General features: G+C 45.6%; 16 protein-coding genes. 2 read left to right on the top strand and 14 right to left on the bottom strand.

Annotation, left to right across the window (positions count from 1 at the left end; all coding sequences use genetic code 11):
- Positions 1-28: 28 nt before the first annotated feature.
- The 4 genes from QP775_RS11010 to QP775_RS10995 all read right to left on the bottom strand — a co-directional run bounded on the left by QP775_RS11010 (position 29) and on the right by QP775_RS10995 (position 3578).
- Positions 29-652: a TetR/AcrR family transcriptional regulator gene (locus QP775_RS11010; RefSeq protein ID WP_285106019.1), complete on the bottom strand. Its 624-nt coding sequence runs from the start codon at positions 650-652 to the stop codon at positions 29-31.
- A 198-nt stretch (positions 653-850) separates the two neighbouring features.
- Positions 851-1090, bottom strand: a complete 240-nt coding sequence (locus tag QP775_RS11005; RefSeq protein ID WP_285106017.1) for a DUF3006 domain-containing protein — start codon at positions 1088-1090, stop codon at positions 851-853.
- A 67-nt stretch (positions 1091-1157) separates the two neighbouring features.
- Complete coding sequence (locus QP775_RS11000; protein ID WP_285106015.1) at positions 1158-2198, bottom strand: ComEC/Rec2 family competence protein; 1041 nt, start codon at positions 2196-2198, stop codon at positions 1158-1160.
- A 138-nt stretch (positions 2199-2336) separates the two neighbouring features.
- Positions 2337-3578: an MFS transporter gene (locus tag QP775_RS10995; RefSeq protein ID WP_285106013.1), complete on the bottom strand. Its 1242-nt coding sequence runs from the start codon at positions 3576-3578 to the stop codon at positions 2337-2339.
- Between the two features lie 340 nt (positions 3579-3918).
- On the opposite strand from QP775_RS10995, the gene pepT reads away from it, so the two are divergent.
- Positions 3919-5160 (top strand): peptidase T, encoded by a 1242-nt coding sequence (gene pepT / locus QP775_RS10990; protein ID WP_285106011.1) that lies wholly within the window; start codon positions 3919-3921, stop codon positions 5158-5160.
- 87 nt (positions 5161-5247) lie between these two features.
- Here the strand turns inward: pepT and QP775_RS10985 are convergent, their stop codons facing one another.
- The 4 genes from QP775_RS10985 to QP775_RS10970 all read right to left on the bottom strand — a co-directional run bounded on the left by QP775_RS10985 (position 5248) and on the right by QP775_RS10970 (position 8227).
- Positions 5248-5532 (bottom strand): alpha/beta-type small acid-soluble spore protein, encoded by a 285-nt coding sequence (locus QP775_RS10985; RefSeq protein WP_239329047.1) that lies wholly within the window; start codon positions 5530-5532, stop codon positions 5248-5250.
- 215 nt (positions 5533-5747) lie between these two features.
- Positions 5748-6455, bottom strand: coding sequence for a DNA alkylation repair protein (locus QP775_RS10980; RefSeq protein WP_285106008.1), 708 nt, complete (start codon positions 6453-6455; stop codon positions 5748-5750).
- Positions 6456-6650: 195 nt separating this feature from the next.
- Positions 6651-6917, bottom strand: a complete 267-nt coding sequence (locus QP775_RS10975; RefSeq protein WP_285106006.1) for a hypothetical protein — start codon at positions 6915-6917, stop codon at positions 6651-6653.
- A 113-nt stretch (positions 6918-7030) separates the two neighbouring features.
- Positions 7031-8227: a ParM/StbA family protein gene (locus tag QP775_RS10970; protein ID WP_239329051.1), complete on the bottom strand. Its 1197-nt coding sequence runs from the start codon at positions 8225-8227 to the stop codon at positions 7031-7033.
- Between the two features lie 306 nt (positions 8228-8533).
- On the opposite strand from QP775_RS10970, the gene QP775_RS10965 reads away from it, so the two are divergent.
- Positions 8534-8755 carry a hypothetical protein gene (locus QP775_RS10965; protein WP_239329052.1) on the top strand — a complete coding sequence of 74 codons (222 nt, stop codon included), beginning with the start codon at positions 8534-8536 and terminating at the stop codon, positions 8753-8755.
- A gap of 111 nt (positions 8756-8866) precedes the next feature.
- Here the strand turns inward: QP775_RS10965 and QP775_RS10960 are convergent, their stop codons facing one another.
- From QP775_RS10960 to QP775_RS10935, 6 genes are all read right to left on the bottom strand, one after another.
- Positions 8867-9592, bottom strand: coding sequence for a MerR family transcriptional regulator (locus tag QP775_RS10960; RefSeq protein WP_239329053.1), 726 nt, complete (start codon positions 9590-9592; stop codon positions 8867-8869).
- A 179-nt stretch (positions 9593-9771) separates the two neighbouring features.
- Positions 9772-10563, bottom strand: coding sequence for a DUF817 domain-containing protein (locus tag QP775_RS10955; protein ID WP_239329054.1), 792 nt, complete (start codon positions 10561-10563; stop codon positions 9772-9774).
- Positions 10564-10825: 262 nt separating this feature from the next.
- Positions 10826-11680: a diguanylate cyclase domain-containing protein gene (locus QP775_RS10950; RefSeq protein WP_239329055.1), complete on the bottom strand. Its 855-nt coding sequence runs from the start codon at positions 11678-11680 to the stop codon at positions 10826-10828.
- Complete coding sequence (locus tag QP775_RS10945; RefSeq protein WP_285106002.1) at positions 11661-13769, bottom strand: cellulose biosynthesis cyclic di-GMP-binding regulatory protein BcsB; 2109 nt, start codon at positions 13767-13769, stop codon at positions 11661-11663. The genes QP775_RS10950 and QP775_RS10945 overlap by 20 nt, the downstream gene beginning before the upstream one ends.
- Before the next feature lie 16 nt (positions 13770-13785).
- Complete coding sequence (locus tag QP775_RS10940) at positions 13786-15036, bottom strand: glycosyltransferase family 2 protein (RefSeq protein ID WP_239329057.1); 1251 nt, start codon at positions 15034-15036, stop codon at positions 13786-13788.
- A gap of 10 nt (positions 15037-15046) precedes the next feature.
- Positions 15047-16585, bottom strand: a complete 1539-nt coding sequence (locus QP775_RS10935) for a hypothetical protein (protein WP_239329058.1) — start codon at positions 16583-16585, stop codon at positions 15047-15049.

The raw sequence follows: 16585 nt of genomic DNA, 5'->3' as shown, positions 1-16585 counted from the left end.
TGTGACACTCCTCTCGACATACCCTTTATTAGCGATAGAAGGCTTGCTTTAATATTTGCATATATCGATCGATCTCTTCCATAACCTCATCTATTTTGATATCCTCATAACGACTAGCCTTCCACTTTGCCTGCTGCTGCAGCCCGAATCCTTCCAGGGTCCAGAAGATGACTTGAATGGCTCGTGTCACATCGGTACCCTCTTTAAATAAGCTATGGTCGACATCCTGAAAGATTGTGCTGTAGCCGCTAGCCACAAGCTGCTTATTGTAATGCTCCAACTCCGGTTTAATCTCGTCACAATTCTCAAAGTAGGCTGTTTTAAGGAAGTCAAATACGTCTGGATACCTTTGAATCATGTCAAACTTAAGCAGTAACGCCTGCCTCAATTTCATAAAAATATCCTTCTGATCCTGATTCAGCTTCGCTACAAACTCATTCATCAACTGTTCGACTGCATGACCATACAAATATAAAAACAATTCCTTCTTATTATTAAAATAATGGAACAGCAATCCCTTCGAAATGCCTGCCTCTTTCACAATCTCATTGGTAGATGCTTGCTCATACCCCTTCTGTGAAAATACTTTCAGCGCTGCATTAATGATACGTTCCTGCTTATCCACACCTAGGTTAAGAAATTTTTCAATCATTTGGTGACCTCCGCCGATATCGTTGACCATTAAGGTCAATGTTATTATATGTCAATTGACCTTAGTGGTCAATATTCTTGTTTTTCTGATTGTTGACACTAATCTAGTCTCGATCGCATCTATCCCCACAACCCAAAAAGACCCGATCTAGATTAAATCCCGATCAGGTCTTTGGCTAACCTACTCCTACATGGCTGCTTACTCCTCAAATAACTCATCTATCAGCATGTCTGCCTCTTGACGCAGACGTACTGTTCGTTCCTGATCCACACGAATCGTTCCGTCCTCTATTACAACCGCATCTCCAGGGCGAGCGTGTGCAGGCAGTTGACGACGTTCCACCTCTTGCATATCACCGTTCATCTCAATTACAGCCCAATCTCCTTCAAACCTGTCGATTACCCCACAACGTGGCTCCTTCTTCTGAGGGTCAGTCATGCAATCTCCTCCTAGTGAACTTCATGTATTCGTCTGGGCTGCTTAATTGTGAACACGTACAGTGGCCCTAAGCTCCCTTGTCCGTCGTCATCCAGATTTCGCGACCGTTGCTGTATGCCACAACGCTGCCCTGTTTGTCAGTTCGGTAAACAGAAGCTCCAAATTTGGCTAAACGCTTCAAAATAATGTCGTGCGGATGGCCATACTTGTTGCCAGTACCAGAGCTGATCACAGCATACCGCGGTTTTACCGCATTTAAGAAGGCCTGGCTCGAAGAGGTTCGTGAACCATGATGGCCTACTTTCAGCACATCCGCAGTGAGCTTAAAGCCGCTCGTCAACATATCTGCTTCCGATTCCTGCTCTGCATCGCCAGTAAACAGGAACGATGTATCTCCGTAATCAAGCCTTAGTACCGCGCTCCACTCATTAAAATTATCACCATAGCTGTTGACCGGCGCGGCAAACCGCGCCGAAACCTCTTCTGATAGCGGAAGGGAGCTGCCTGATCGTGCAGCTTTAATCGTTAAGCCTTTGTGCTTTACTGCGTTCAGAAAGTCTTTATAAGTTTGTGTCGTGTGCGAAACTCGAGGTGCGTAGACACTTTTGACATCCAGCTTATTCACTACAATATCTAAACCGCCAATATGATCCGCGTCGGGATGAGTAGCTACTACGGCATCCAGTCGGTCAATTCCGAGTTCCTTCAAATAATCAACCACTAGCTCACCTTTATTATTCTGTCCCGCATCAATCAGGATCGTCTCGCCTGAAGGTGTGACTACCAATGTACTGTCGCCTTGACCGACATCAATAAAATGAACCTCAAGCTTCTCGTCAGATTCTTTCCCGGTCGACGTCCCCTTATTTGCCGGAATTCTTGATTGCTGTGGATGAGCACTTGAAGCAGTCCGATCCCCACTACTGGAATCTGCAGGGATATTCGCAATATATATTCCTGCGAGAACAGCTGCCAGTACAAACAGATTTATTAGGGCTGTTAACACTTTGGTTTGTTGTTTTGCTTTGCGTGCCGGCTTACGTCCGCCTGATGCTGCACCGCTTGCTTTCTTACGGCTGGTTTGACCGTTGGATTTGTTGGGAGGCATTACAATACCGACCTTTCTCTCTCATGGTGTTATGCTTATCATAACAAATGTACATACCCGTATCCACGACAAAGAGGGCACTTCTATGGTGCCCTCCAGTCCATTCGTGTAAAACGTCCTCTTTCCACTATTGCCCTACTATTTTCTGCGAAGCGCGCGACTGAACACAGTCAAGATCGGTCCTAGCAGCACCGCTGCTGTAATTAGTGAAGCCCTCACAGACACACGGCTGCCTACCCAGCCAACGACGGGGCCGCCTGCTGTCTGACCGAGCGCATCCGTCTGACTGATCATAGATAGTACCGTCGCACGAGACTTGCTCTCAATGTTCATGTTAAGCCACGTCTCATAGATCGGTTGACTCAATGTTTGAACGACTCCCACAATAAGGATTGAGCCTAATGCCCAAACCAAGTTGGGCGAGAAAGCAAGTGCCACAATACCCGCAATACGGAGAGCTGTCAGCATAAACATAGCCACAAAGACTGCTCGTTCATTGCCCATATCCAGCCTGTTTTCCGTGATCCGTACCGCAGCAATGCTAATCAGGGTCGACAACACTGCTATTAAGCCAAACCACATGGGCATGGATAAAGGAATCTCTGCCGGGAATCCGATTCCTGTAATTAAATGCATCTCCCATAGTCGGTCATAGCCTTCTGACGCCGCACCACTGAACAAGGTCACCCCAACAATCATCAAGAGCATAGGATGCCGTCTTACGGTGGACGCGCCGGATAGCCAGGTCGATTTCATATGCTGCCAATGTGAGCCCTGCTGCTCTTGTACTGCTCCCACAAATGCTGTCTCTTTCATGAATAAAAGCAAAAATACACCCAGACTTGCATAAATAAGCCCGCCTAATACATAAGGCAGATTGGGCGCAATTGTGGACATACCGACACTCAATCCGATTCCAAGCAAGTTGCCCAGAAGAGACACTCGCTTCGCTTTTAAGAAGAGGTTCCCCACGTTTGATTCGCCTACTTCATCCACAATCCAGGCCGAATCTGCGCCACTAATAAAAGTATGGCCTACACCCCATATGAATTCAGCTACAAGTACCCATGCGAATATAGAAAGGACTGGAACAACAGCCCCTATCCACATCACACTGCCTTCCAACATGAATCCTGCTCCAATAATAAACATGCCGATGATTACCGAACGCCGTCGACTATACGTGTCTGCAACAACACCTGTTATTCCTTCAAATAGGAGGACGGTTAGCTCAAGCACCGTTCCCATCAAGACAAGTTGAACAGGATTTAGTCCCAATTCCGCAACAAAATAAATCCCATGTGTAACAAACATTGTTGAGCTAGCTAATGCCGTCATAAACATCATAATGATATAGACTTGTGCCGCGCGTAAGTTCATATTCGTATGATCCGCCCTTACCGGCAGATGGCACGTCACGTTAAGCTTACGTTAAATTGCCGTATCCTTACCTGCGCTTTACTAGCGCGCGCCCTCTACCGCTCGATTTGTATTTTCTTTCGATCGTGTGGGGTAAATGATAAGCATTTCTGCATCCTAACACACCTCCTAATGATTTATTTTATTATAAATAATTCCATCTATTTGTAAAGGTTTATCTAGCAGAATAGACATAAGGTCAATTTTGAATAATCTATGGACACACTGAAAACTACAGGAGTACATGTAAGTTGGTAGTTCGTGTTAAAATAAAATAGGAAATAGAAGGGAGTTGAATAAGTTGAAACAGGATCTCATTGCTAGATTAACAACTTACGTACAGGTGGACACGCAATCCGATGAAGACAGTACCACATGCCCGACTACGCCAGGGCAACTTACACTTGGCAACATGCTTGTCAACGAGCTAGAGGAAATAGGGATGCAGGAAGTGACGATAGATGCCAATGGTTACGTCATGGCCACGCTTCCTTCCAATACGAACAAGTCACAAGTGCCCACGATTGGTTTCCTTGCTCACGTGGACACAGCGACTGACTTTACAGGCAAAGATGTAAAACCTCAGGTCATTGAAACGTACGACGGAGGCGATATCTCGTTAAATGAAGCGCTGCGTGTTGTCCTGTCACCCAAAGAATTTCCAGAGTTAAGTCAGTATAAAGGCCATACTTTAATGACAACTGACGGCACTACACTGCTTGGTGCAGACAACAAAGCAGGAATCGCTGAGATTATGACGGCAATGGCTTATCTCATTGCGCATCCTGAGATTAAACACGGCAAAGTACGCGTGGCCTTTACGCCGGATGAAGAAATCGGCAGAGGCCCGCAGCGGTTCGATGTCGCTGCCTTTGGCGCTGTATATGCCTACACCGTGGATGGCGGGCCTCTAGGCGAGCTCGAATATGAAAGTTTTAATGCCGCAGCGGCAAAGATTACGGTTAAAGGCTCGAGTGTGCATCCAGGCAGCGCGAAGGATAAGATGATCAATTCGACCAAGATCGCCATGCAGTTGCACGGAAGACTGCCTGTGGAAGAAGCGCCTGAGCATACCGAGGGATACGAAGGCTTCTATCACCTGAGTTCTTTCCGAGGTGATGTGGAGGAAACAAAGCTAAGTTACATCATCCGTGATTTTGATCGCGAAAAGTTCGAGGCCAAAAAGGCCAACCTGACACGCATCGTACAGGAATTCCAGCAAACTTACGGAGAGCATAACATTGTGCTTGATATGTATGACCAATATTACAACATGAAGGACAAGATTGAGCCTGTAATCGAGATCGTGCACATGGCACGCGAAGCCATGGAATCGCTTGATATTAAACCTATTATCCGTGCGATTCGCGGGGGTACTGACGGCTCGCAGTTATCCTACATGGGGCTACCTACACCGAACATTTTTACGGGCGGTGAGAACTACCACGGCAAGTTCGAATATGTTTCAGTCGATAACATGGTCCAAGCTACCCAAGTGGTGATTGAGATTATTAAACGTTTTGAACAACAAAGCGAGGCCTAGCACACAAGTTGTACATACGTTAAATGCGGTGTCCATTTGCAGGTGATAACGCTAACCTGATCGGACACCGCATTCATATTTCATACCTTACTCGCGATTATTCGCCAGCTTCTCCTGCGCAAGTCGAATCATCTCACGCACCATCGTGCCGCCTATCTTCCCACCTACGCGCCCTGCTGATTCGGTGCTTAATCCACCGTTATCTCCCTGCCGCAGGGGTACACCCAGTTGTGCCGCAACTTCATACTTCACATCATCTGGACGTTCGGGATCAACCTGATACCCTTCTCGACGCAGCACTTCTGCCTTAAATGCATTTACACTTTGCTCGGCTCCTTCTACAAGCAATCTTCTCCTGCTTCTTCTGGCCATGATGACACCCCTTCCTTTTCATTTAGGTGTCCTTATCCTTCCCCAAAGCTCTTATCCTATAACCTTTTATCTTTTACTAAAGCTTCTCTAGGAAATCTAGTGGCTAATGATACCTATGATCTGATTCATTTTAGGGATAACTATTGATCCAGATTTATTAACCCGCGATACAAACAAAAAGGCTGATACCGGATATTGTCCGATATCAGCCTATATTAGCAAATACACGTCTTTCGCTTGACCCCAAGCTTCCCTGCCGCTTCTACCTTCTTAATGTAAGCTGCTGCTTCGGGAACTTTACAAGCCGTTTCTCCCATATGAACATGCACTTTACCAATCGCTGTCGCAGTTCGGATTGCTTCCTCGTGAAGCGCCTCAACAAATGCGCCAACTCCAATGACAAACCCATTCATCGTATAACGCACACGATTGCGCTCCTCATGGATCTTCGTTTCCACTTGATGAAGCAGCTGTTTAATCTCCTCCAGATCAAGCTGCTCATCCGGTGTAATGGACATTGCGTTAATGTAGGTGCTCCATCCACACGCAGCGATCAATTCGTCACGGGACTGCATCCATTCTCGTGCCAATTCAAACCCAAAGGGGCTCTCTGCCGCTACCCCCGGAACTGTCGTTTCCGAGTGCATAACCCAGTTTGCTTGTTTCACCCAAGCTTCTAGTGTCTCTTTATCCATCGTGCGCGGATTGACGGTTAAGCCCGCCAAATACATAGCGTCGCTATTGCCTGTCTCATATAACGCACGGGCAAGGCCTTGGTCCTTCTTCACAGCGGAAACCAGCTTCTTTAAGTCGCCAATCTTCACACCATATAGAGGCTCTTTAGCTCCGTGACGGATAAACGTTCGTTTTGTCTGCTCCGTGCCCATTGCCTCTAATCTGGACATGACCTCCTCTAAAGTCATTGTGCATATCCCTCTCTTCCTGACGATCTTGCATGCATCATGCTAATTACACACTATGCTTGCACGGCCATTGCGCCTCACTATATCAAAGCTTGTGTTATTATATAACACTTTACCCTCCCAAATACCACATTGTCATACTTAGTATTACCAAGTAATGCCGATACAAGGAGCACCGTTAGCCTACCACAGCTCTTATACCCATGCCTCAATGTCCTCTTCCACCAGTTCATCCTCCAGCTCTTCCTCCGATGGAGTATCTTCGTTGTCTTCCATGAGTTGATCAAATACGGAAAGTTCACCCGAGCCAGCTCGTGGCAGCAAGGAGGTCACTGAAGCTAATACGTTTCGCTCGACAGGCACAACAGCCTGCAGATTACGAATACCTTGTTGAGAGATTTCCTGCTCTATTAAATAGCGTAAGGAATCCATCAAGTTAGTTTGGATATTAATCCAGTTCATGATTAAAGGATCTTCCGTTTTTTTTGTTTTCAGACTAATATTTTCTCCAGGCAGCTTGGTCTTTTTCACGACGAATCACCTTCCACCTCGCTTTTGGTCACCACATACTTTTCTTACACGGGTTGAACAGCTTTACTCTTTAATGCCTCATAGATTTTTCCTCTCACAAAAGCATTGAGTCCCATGGCATTCATTTGAACCGCATAGGCATCCGGTATATAAAGAAGCAACAATTCCCGTTCACTGCACAATTCATGAAGATGAGGGTACAAGATGGAACGCATAAGTATACTTCCGCCGCCATACACGCAGATCAAGTCGACTTCATTTCGAGACTTCGTCAACTGCCTTTTGACATGCTGTACGATCTGCTTAACCTGGCTCTCCAGCGGTCTTTTGACTGTTTTGATGGCACGGGCATAATATTTGTGGTGTGGATTTTTAAGGACGTCACTGAAAAATTGGCGCGGAGAATTCGGGAGATGGATAAGGCGATTAAAGTCATCCAGTGCTTCTTCAATGGCATAGCCCGCACCATGATGACTACCGTGTACAAACTGACGCAGAAACTTATTTCCCTCTGTGATCGGATATTCTGTTGAACCATCGCCGATATCTACATGAAGAATACGCTTATCTTTAAAGTAGCTACCGTTAAACTTTTTATCCATGCCATAGCTGGCAGCAAACTCTTGAAAGATGTCACCATCGCGCCATTTCCCATCTTCGTCTTTTTGCAGGGTAAATATAACAGGTGTGGCTTCCGGCACCGCTTTCACAAAAGGGAAAGTAATCTTCACTGCAATACGGCGCGTTCCGAGATGAACGGTCACATGATGAGGGCTGGATGTAAACCGCTTCTCAAACTTTGCAGACGTCTCATCTGTATGCTGCGTGACCGGCAGCGCTGTAGCCATATCTACTTCAACCTCGATCTGTTCAGGGATGTGTTTGCTTTCCTCATATGCCTTCTGTACAGCAACCGCTGCGATTTGGGCAAGTGTATTAATAACCGGCAGATCCATGTCGCTTTTTAGGTCAATTCCGATCTGAAGATTATCTAGCAGCTCTCCGCTCTCCAACGCAAATTGACCGACATAATACATGCCTGGCCGAGCTGCAGGCGAGTCAATGGTGACAACCAATTGTTCCTGCAGCTGCTTCACAAAGCTTTCCGGCTGCTGTTCCTCGCTCCACGGCAGCTCGTCCACCGCACAATTTACATTTGGCTGCGCAATCAATCTGCCGTCAATAATTAAATCATGCTCGCTATTTCCATTATCATTGCCTACAAAAAAGTGAAAGTTCATCATCCATTCCTCCTCATATGTAAAAATATGACTTGGTATTACTTTGCCATACAGAGTGTTATCGTACAATCTGCTGCGAGACCTATTATATAAGGTAACGATCTTCCTGCTTGCCGTCGTATACTGTAACTTTCTGCACATATCGACCTTAAATAACAGATGCAGTCATTATTCGCTGCTCGTTTCCTTTCCCATGCTGTGATAAATGTCATCGGAACGAATAGTTAAATTTTGAATAATAGATAGGGAAGAACTTAACTGAATAACCTCTATTAAAGTTTATTTAAACGAAAGCGAGGAATGGGAATGAAAGCGGCGAGCAATGGAATTGTCAAAGATGATGTAATTGAAGATGTGAAGCAGAAATTTGACTGTACAGTGCTGCGATGCGAAGGGCGCCCCTGCCTTGAATATACAAGCGAAAAGCAATTGGAGTCCATTTCTGGTTATGTGCGGGCACAATATGACAAGGATATTTTGGACGTATTTTTTACAGCAATTGAAAGCTGCGAGATGGACGAGGATTGAGGCCGCCTAATCTTAGCGTAAGAGGACAGGAAACACCAAAGAGCCCCGATTTCCTCATTAAGGATCGGGACTCTCGATTAGTTCTCGTCAGAACTGGAAGACTGCCGTACATTATTGATGGTTATCCGCATAAACCCCCATCGCGTCACACATGAACTGGGCCAAGCCTTCACCAAATTGATCAATGTTCTTGGTGAAGCGTTCATCAGCAACATACATCTGTCCTAGACCTCTGAAAGCCTCCAGCGAGTAGTTGCCCAGCTCATTCAGCAGCACATACCATGCTTTAATAGCCGTTTGGGCCTCTTCCGACTCAGGAGCCAAATGACGTACAGCAGCCAGGTTAACGTATACCTGATTAAATGCATCCTGCTTCTCCTTTGTCATATCAGCGGCTTTGGCATTCGCCTGATCAACGGCTTTATCCCCCCAGCGCTCTCGTGCTTCTTGCTCATACGGATTTCGGCTAAAGTCAAACCCTTCAAACCGTTCCTTGTCAGCCATTTGAATCTCCCCTTTTGCGTGTTGGATGGTCTTATCGATCGTCATGATCATTCGGTTCAAGCGGCTGCGCTGTTCAAGCAAGATGCTGCGGTGCATCCTAAGCGCCTCTTCTCGATCAAACGATGGATTATCGATAATCTCCTTGATTCTTTTCAAAGGGAAGCCAAGTTCTCTGAAAAATAAAATTTGCTGCAGCAGCTCCACATGATCATGTGAGTATAAACGATAACCCGCTTCGGTTGTCTCTTGTGGTACTAACAATCCAATCTCATCATAATGATGCAGCGTACGCACGCTGATTCCGGCCAGATCGGCAACTTCTTTCACTCTCATGGCGTCTTGGCCTCCTTTCACCACTCACTTTAAACTATCACGTAGCGTGAGGGTCAACAGAAATTGAATCCATTTCGCAGAAAAAAGGCGAGTCACTCTGTAACTGTATATCTGTCTGTATATCTGTCTGTACACAGCCTCACGCAGCCATTACAAGAAATCCCTTCGACTTATCTTATCTAGGTCTTTCCTATCCGACTCGCCTTCACATGCTTAAGCTGCGCTACAATAATTACGCTAATAATGGCAAGCAGAAACCACGAGCTAATCTTGCTGACACCAACGATACGCCAGGTCTCATGCTGATCCGGATACTTCCATGCGCCCAAGAACGTTGCGATATTTTCTGCCAGCCAAATAAAAAAACCAACAAGCAAAAAGGCAAGTGTTAGCGGCATCCGATACGTTTTGGTTCTCACCGTATACCAAATTTGTGTCCTCCAAAACACAATAAACACAAGACCCGTCAGCCACCATCGGAAGTCCGGTATAAAGTGATGCGTAAAAAAGTTCAGATAAATAGCGCCACCCAGCAGCACCGTGGCCAACATCCCTGGCCAGCCCGTCATATCCATTCGCAGTCTCCGCCATACCTGGCACATAAAGCTGGCCACGCTTGCATACATAAAACCGCTATAGAGCGGCACACCGAACCACTTGGTATATGCTGCTTCGGGATATGCCCATGAACCCATATACACCTTGTACAGCTCAAGAGCTAAGCCAATTACGTGAAATACACATATCACTTTGATTTCATCAAGTGTCTCCAATCCACTTTTGTACATCAGGAACTGAACCAGCAGCAGTATCAACAAAATTAGGTCATAACGAGGGATAAAGGGAACATCTATAAACTTCGATGCCGCCAACGTTACAAAAATAATAACGGGAAATATACAGCTCATCGCCTGCTGGTAACCGAAATGCAGCAGCTGTATAAATGGATTAAGTTTATTCTCAGCTGTCATCTAAATTCCTCACTCCTTCCACTGCCTATGATTATAATGAAATCGTGAGCGATATACCAACATACCTCTGTCCTTCTGGTATGATCTAATCAATCCAATATCAGAGCTATTATGGAAGCTTCTCCATCAGGCTCATAAGATCATGTTGTCAGCACAGTTACTACAAAGCTCGATACGGTCATGCTTCCGCCAAAAAAGAAGAACAGCCCAACCTAGTTAACGGATGGGCTGTTCTTCTTATGTTATATTCGTTGTAATGAGACTATACATCATACTCCAGTTGTTTTCGAGCCTGCACGATAAAGTCGAGCGGCGTCGGTACTTTATCGGGCTGATACTCAATCGCACCGATGTTGAGGTTCAGCTCAATTTTGTACTTTCCGGCAAACTCCACCGTGTTAAACGCAGCAACTTTCTCTTTCAAGCGATCAATAACTACGTTCGCTCCGTCGCGATCCGTAAACAACAGTAGCCCCCAGGTCGGATTGTCTGCATTCAGCATATATAGGGAATCGTTCATACGAATACTGGTCTCGCTTAATTTGGATAGATCATAGATCATCTCCGACATCTGCTCTTCACTAACCATCCGCTTTAACTCATCCCAATACTTCACTTTCACCACTAGCAGCGTCAGTGGAATCTTATACCGGGTTGACAGCGCCATAAATATGGTAGCGTCCTTTTGGAATGAACGTGCATTTTTTAAATCGGTCGTCTCATCCATCGTTGCAAGTGATGTGTTTTTCTTTTTTAACAGCTCATTCTCACCCTGCAGCCGCCGATTTCCAAGAGTCATCATCCAAGTGGTCACTGTAAATATCGGTGTCATCACTAACCAGAAATAATTGTGAACACCGATAACTCCGCCTTCGATCACAGTCTGGTACAATGTGAACGTTCCATATCCAAAAATAAACACGATGTTCATAATTAATCCCGTTGTCACCGTCGTAAAATAGGTCACAATGGCAATTAGAAATGCAACGTTCAGAAAAATGATATTAACGAGGTAACGGTTAGGGTCGCCAACCATAAATACGACGCAAATAAAGGTGATGACAAACCAGAGCAAGAAAGCGCCATCCGATACTAGGCTACTTTGATTCCGTTTCATCGCCCGCCCCCCGTTTCTTTCTGTATTTGCGAATCATCAGAATTAACGCCACCAGGACAAGAAGCATCACCAGCACCGCGGCAACCATGAAGCCAAGTACGTCTCCACGTTCCAATACGTCATCTAGAACAGACTTCGACTCTTGCTCGGTCTGTTTCTTGAAGCGATAGGCGTGAATATTACCGTCCTTATCTGTAGCTACACCGTCTCCATATACTTTCCACTTTGTACTCTCACTCGCCAAAAGCTTGGATGCAAGATAATAGTACTCAGAGCCAGCCCCTGTAACGGCCAGCAATCCGTGACCCGGCTCATAAGGCGAGTCTAATAACTGCAGTGTCCCCATACGTTTTCCATAATCCGTGTCGATACTCATTTTCTCATTAGAAATGAAGCCATCACCTTTGGAATCATACTGGAAGTACAGCTTTAACTTCGGATCCTGAAAAATCTTATTGTTATGGTAGGAGCCAATCGCAATAATGTTACGCTCCTGAAGCACCTTTGCTGCTGCGCTGTCTTCATAGAACTTAACGTCTCCCGTGTTACCCTCAGCATATTGTCCCAGCAGATTAAACAGATTGGACAACGCCAAGTACGTGTAGCTATCTTTAACCTGCGGCATGACTACCGCTACTTGGTTATATCCACCATCCCGAAGAAATGGATTCGGATAATTGTTAAACAGCAGATCGGTTTTATCCTTCGTATTTAATTGCAGCAAGGAATCCTTCGTAATATATGCCCATGGCATCTGATCTTGCGGCTGCACACATGTCACGTTCTCCAGTTCCAGATCAAAGGCAACCGTAACAGAGAAATTACCGGTTACATCAAGGTTCTTTGGAATTGGCAGTGAGAATGTATCCCCATTGGCCATCTCTGAAGTCAGCTTCTTGCTGCCGATCGGTGTATTGTTAATCAGCACCGTCACCAAGGAACGATGGAAGTCCAGGTTCTTGGCATACCGCAGATCTAGACTAACCTTGCTTGCATCTGCTATTGAACGGTTTGCAGGTAAAGAAACAAAGTATGTCTTCTCTTGATGCATCCAGCCTGTCAGTCGATCACCAGCCTCGGTTAATGTTACGTTGCGGTTCACAGTAACATCGGGTGTGTCTACATTTGTATTAGCGTCTACTCGCTTACTAGTTCCGGCTAATTGGCCAACCATCTCTTGATTGGCCAGCAATCTGCCGGCTTTTACTAATAAGTCGGGATTTTTTGACGTAACAACAAGCGTAGGCTGACGATCCATAGAGATCACACGAATAAGTGCCGTGCCGCTTAAGTCCTCATTACCTATAGCGCTCTGCAGAGCTGTTGGCAAATTATCATATAAACCAATCGCCACAATAGTTTGCTTTTCCCTCAATGCAGCCGTATCCCAAGTATGTATGGGGATGGCTTTCCCTTTTAAGCTGTTGGCTTTGGCAAAGCCAGACAACGCATGAACGGCTGCTTCCAATTCAGCCGGCTGGCTCTTGGAAGGCACTGCAATCGCACCAAGGTTGGCATTGACCATGTCCCTGCCTACAAAATGGCGGTTGAAGTCATTAATACTTCCCGTCAATGCTTCATTTCTATAGTTTACCTCCACACTGGACGTCTGCCGCAGCTGCAACCAATTATCACGTTTCTCAACGGGTACACAAATCTGGTTCTCTAGGTTAGTAACAATATAACCTTCCACTGTTAACGTATTGCTGCCCTTAACAATCAGTTCTCTCGGCACCGTAACTGTCAGACGCTGTTTCACCGCTTCACTTACAGCAGGGCGAAACGAATGGAACTTCGTACCATTCATAACCAGTGTGACACTCGATTGTTCATCACGTGTCAGAGGCGAGGCTTTATAATCTAGATTGATCTTCACTTCGCGAACGTTCCAATAGGATTCCGTTTGGAAATAAAACTGTCGGGATGCCATTACGCCTGACAATGCTGTATCCGTGCTGCTTAGCACCGTCTCATACATCTGCTGACCGGCTGCTTGAATGCCATTAGCTACAGCCGCAGAAGCTTGTCCTAACTGTACAAATAATAAGGACAAACAGGTCATGCCTATCACAATCCACCGTTTATTCACGAGCTTCTCTCCTGTCTTAATATCGTTCCGTTTTGTACCATTTGACTTCCCGCTTAAACAATTGATCCTTTACATAGTTGTATAAACCGTAAGCCGCAACAACCATCCATAATTGACAATAAGACACATACATGAGCAAAATAATCCACAGATTGGAGAGTCTCATCTCTCCTTTTTCCGTAATAATAGTAATAAAAGTTCCTACAATAAATAACGTGATCGCCAGTACCCATAAGAAAGAACTGAATCCTGCAATGGTCGTGTGCACATAACCCAATGCATGTAGAATAAGCAGAATGTCAGACATAACCAAAGAAGTCAGCAGTAAGAAGTAAATGGATAAAAAGTATAGGATATCAAAACGGATGATCTTAGCCGAACGCTCAAACAGCAGTGGGATGTTTTTAACGATGACATAAATGTTGCCCTTAGCCCAGCGTGTTCGCTGCTTGAACCATACCTTAATCGTCTGCGGTTCCTGCTCCCATGTCACGGCTTTAGGTTGGAACTTGATTCGATAACCCATCATGTAGATTCGGAAGCTGATCTCGGTATCTTCCGCGATGGCTTTAACGTCCCAGCCTCCAATCTCCTCAATAATATGTCTTCGCATAATAAAGTTGGTGCCGGGTATCGTACACAGCTTAAATAGCTTCCATCGACCCGCTTGCGCCATCCATTGAAACGACAAGGTCTCGATATTGATAAAACGTGTCAGCAAATTTGTGTTGCGATTGCGTGTCCTGAACTTGCCGATGACAGCTCCTAACGATTCATCGTGCATAATTTCGCCTACCAGATATCGCAAAGCGGTCTTCTCAGGCGTATTATCCGCATCGTAGATGGCAATCAGCTCACCTTTGCTCTGCGCGAATCCTATATTCAGGGCATTAGATTTCCCTTTGCCGCCTGTAACTGCATCCGTATTAATAATAATCAAGTTGCGCCCAGGATAACGTTCTTTCAAATCGCCGAGCAGCACACTGCTATTGTCGGAAGAGTTGTCGTTAATGACAATAATCTCATAACGTTCATGAGGATAATCAAGCGCCAACAATGATTCAACCGTCTGCGTGATCACAACGCCTTCATTATGGGCAGGTACCATAATGGAGACAAATGGCGCCTCCCCTTTAATCTCTGGAACAGCCTCTCCTTCAATATCGATATAGTACAGGTAACCCGCAATAATCAAGACCACATTCACGAGCAAGAGGGACCAGATGCAGATAACCGCAATCAACATAAGAACATCTGCTATCGTCATGTCTGCCTCCTTATTTGTAATATTTTCGTTTATACAACCGATATCCAACGATGAAGAAGCCGCCGAACACCATCAGTGTAACGATGATAATGATAATAAATACTTTGTTTTGTACATTAAACAGCTTCTCAAAGCTCTTCTGCTGCTCTTCCTTATACGTATAGTCTGAGCTGATATCCTTGATCGCACTCCCAAGGTCTACGCTTTGACCATTAATAGCGATTGTTCCTTTGTACGATATAATTTCGTTCCGCGGCGTTCTTACCGCATGTGATTCATACTTGTAATCCGCGAATGTAATCCAGCTATCAAGTAAACTTTGAATGGCATTATCCAACTGCTCCCGGTCCTTAAAAAAGTCATACGTAATAACCGAATCCATCGGTAGGGATGGAATTGCTCTGCTAGAGCGCTCAAACTGATCCATGAAACTTAATGGCATACTGAACAACGAAGATTGAAATGCTTTAGAGGTATCCGCTCTGGACCTGTAACTGGCCTGTTCATTCGGATACAGCACAGCTGAATCGGAGAAGGACATCCCTTGCTCCGCATACAAATGGTCATATGACCAATACATTTCCGCTCCTACGCCTAATGGCGCAATGCCGTAATCAGCCAGTACATCAATAAAGCTCTCCATTTTAGCCTGTAGTGTATCGTCTTGTACACTGATGGTCGAGGCTACGACCGGGGCGTTGACGATGATGCTGCCATTTCGTGACTGTATATATTTTAGCGTCTCCAAATAACGCTTCATGGCGGGGTAATCCGTATTGCTGAACACGGGTCTGACGCTGACCATAAAGGGGAGTCCCGCCTCATGGAGCTGATCTGCAAGACGTTCCAGCAGCTGTAAATCAGAAAATGGGTAAACTTCTTTAAATAGCAGGTAAGTGCGCCCTTTACGGTTCACTTCGAGCCAATCCTTCAACACATAAGCGGCCGCAATTTCACTAAGATTTCCTTGCTTCAAATAAGGAATATATGCATATCGTTCATGGGATACTGCAAATGGATATGTTTTTCCTGCAAGAGCAAGCTCACCGTATGTACGGCCAGCGCTTTGCTCTGCGTAGGGGAGTGGCTCTGCTTGAATAAATGTTTGCTGAAGCTTCCCGACGGAGAGCCGGATTGTGCCGCCTCTTGCCATCTGCGTGCGCAGACCCAGCTTAGCTTCCACTTGGGCGGGGATCATGGCCCCGATGTGCAAATAGTCACCTTTATACGCTGCCAAATCTGCTATGTAGTCGGCATTCGTTAAGGGCAGATCATATGCATTATGTACTCCAATCACTTTCTCGTATGTCTGAAGTGTCCCTACTTGATAGCTGTCGATATCCGCGATGGTGACTTGGACACCGTAAGCGGCAAGAAGCTGCTGTAACGCGTCTATACTACCTTGTCTCGGTGTCCCTATGCCATAGCTGTCATACGTGAGCAGGACATGTATCGGCTTTTCCTTTACGGCGTCTGCGGCGTGAACAGAAGCTGGAGTGCTCCCCATCAGAATGCCTAGTGTCATAACTAAGATCATTATTAATTTCAT

It is taken from the genome of Paenibacillus sp. UMB4589-SE434 (assembly GCF_030226685.1).
GTDB lineage: Bacteria > Bacillota > Bacilli > Paenibacillales > Paenibacillaceae > Paenibacillus_B.
The sequence above is the reverse complement of the archived record's forward strand: the minus strand, read 5'-3'. Positions and strand labels throughout refer to the sequence as shown.

Bases quoted from the DNA above. Each gene is read 5' to 3' on its own strand.
- QP775_RS11010 (WP_285106019.1), bottom strand. From the start codon at position 652: ATGATTGAAAAATTTCTTAACCTAGGTGTGGATAAGCAGGAACGTATC.
- QP775_RS10965 (WP_239329052.1), top strand. From the start codon at position 8,534: ATGAAAGCGGCGAGCAATGGAATTGTCAAAGATGATGTAATTGAAGAT.
- QP775_RS10950 (WP_239329055.1), bottom strand. From the start codon at position 11,680: ATGAAACGGAATCAAAGTAGCCTAGTATCGGATGGCGCTTTCTTGCTC.
- QP775_RS10980 (WP_285106008.1), bottom strand. From the start codon at position 6,455: ATGACTTTAGAGGAGGTCATGTCCAGATTAGAGGCAATGGGCACGGAG.
- QP775_RS10985 (WP_239329047.1), bottom strand. From the start codon at position 5,532: ATGGCCAGAAGAAGCAGGAGAAGATTGCTTGTAGAAGGAGCCGAGCAA.
- QP775_RS11005 (WP_285106017.1), bottom strand. From the start codon at position 1,090: ATGACTGACCCTCAGAAGAAGGAGCCACGTTGTGGGGTAATCGACAGG.
- QP775_RS10995 (WP_285106013.1), bottom strand. From the start codon at position 3,578: ATGAACTTACGCGCGGCACAAGTCTATATCATTATGATGTTTATGACG.
- QP775_RS10970 (WP_239329051.1), bottom strand. From the start codon at position 8,227: ATGAACTTTCACTTTTTTGTAGGCAATGATAATGGAAATAGCGAGCAT.
- QP775_RS10935 (WP_239329058.1), bottom strand. From the start codon at position 16,585: ATGAAATTAATAATGATCTTAGTTATGACACTAGGCATTCTGATGGGG.
- QP775_RS11000 (WP_285106015.1), bottom strand. From the start codon at position 2,198: ATGCCTCCCAACAAATCCAACGGTCAAACCAGCCGTAAGAAAGCAAGC.
- QP775_RS10960 (WP_239329053.1), bottom strand. From the start codon at position 9,592: ATGAGAGTGAAAGAAGTTGCCGATCTGGCCGGAATCAGCGTGCGTACG.
- QP775_RS10955 (WP_239329054.1), bottom strand. From the start codon at position 10,563: ATGACAGCTGAGAATAAACTTAATCCATTTATACAGCTGCTGCATTTC.
- QP775_RS10975 (WP_285106006.1), bottom strand. From the start codon at position 6,917: ATGAACTGGATTAATATCCAAACTAACTTGATGGATTCCTTACGCTAT.
- QP775_RS10940 (WP_239329057.1), bottom strand. From the start codon at position 15,036: ATGACGATAGCAGATGTTCTTATGTTGATTGCGGTTATCTGCATCTGG.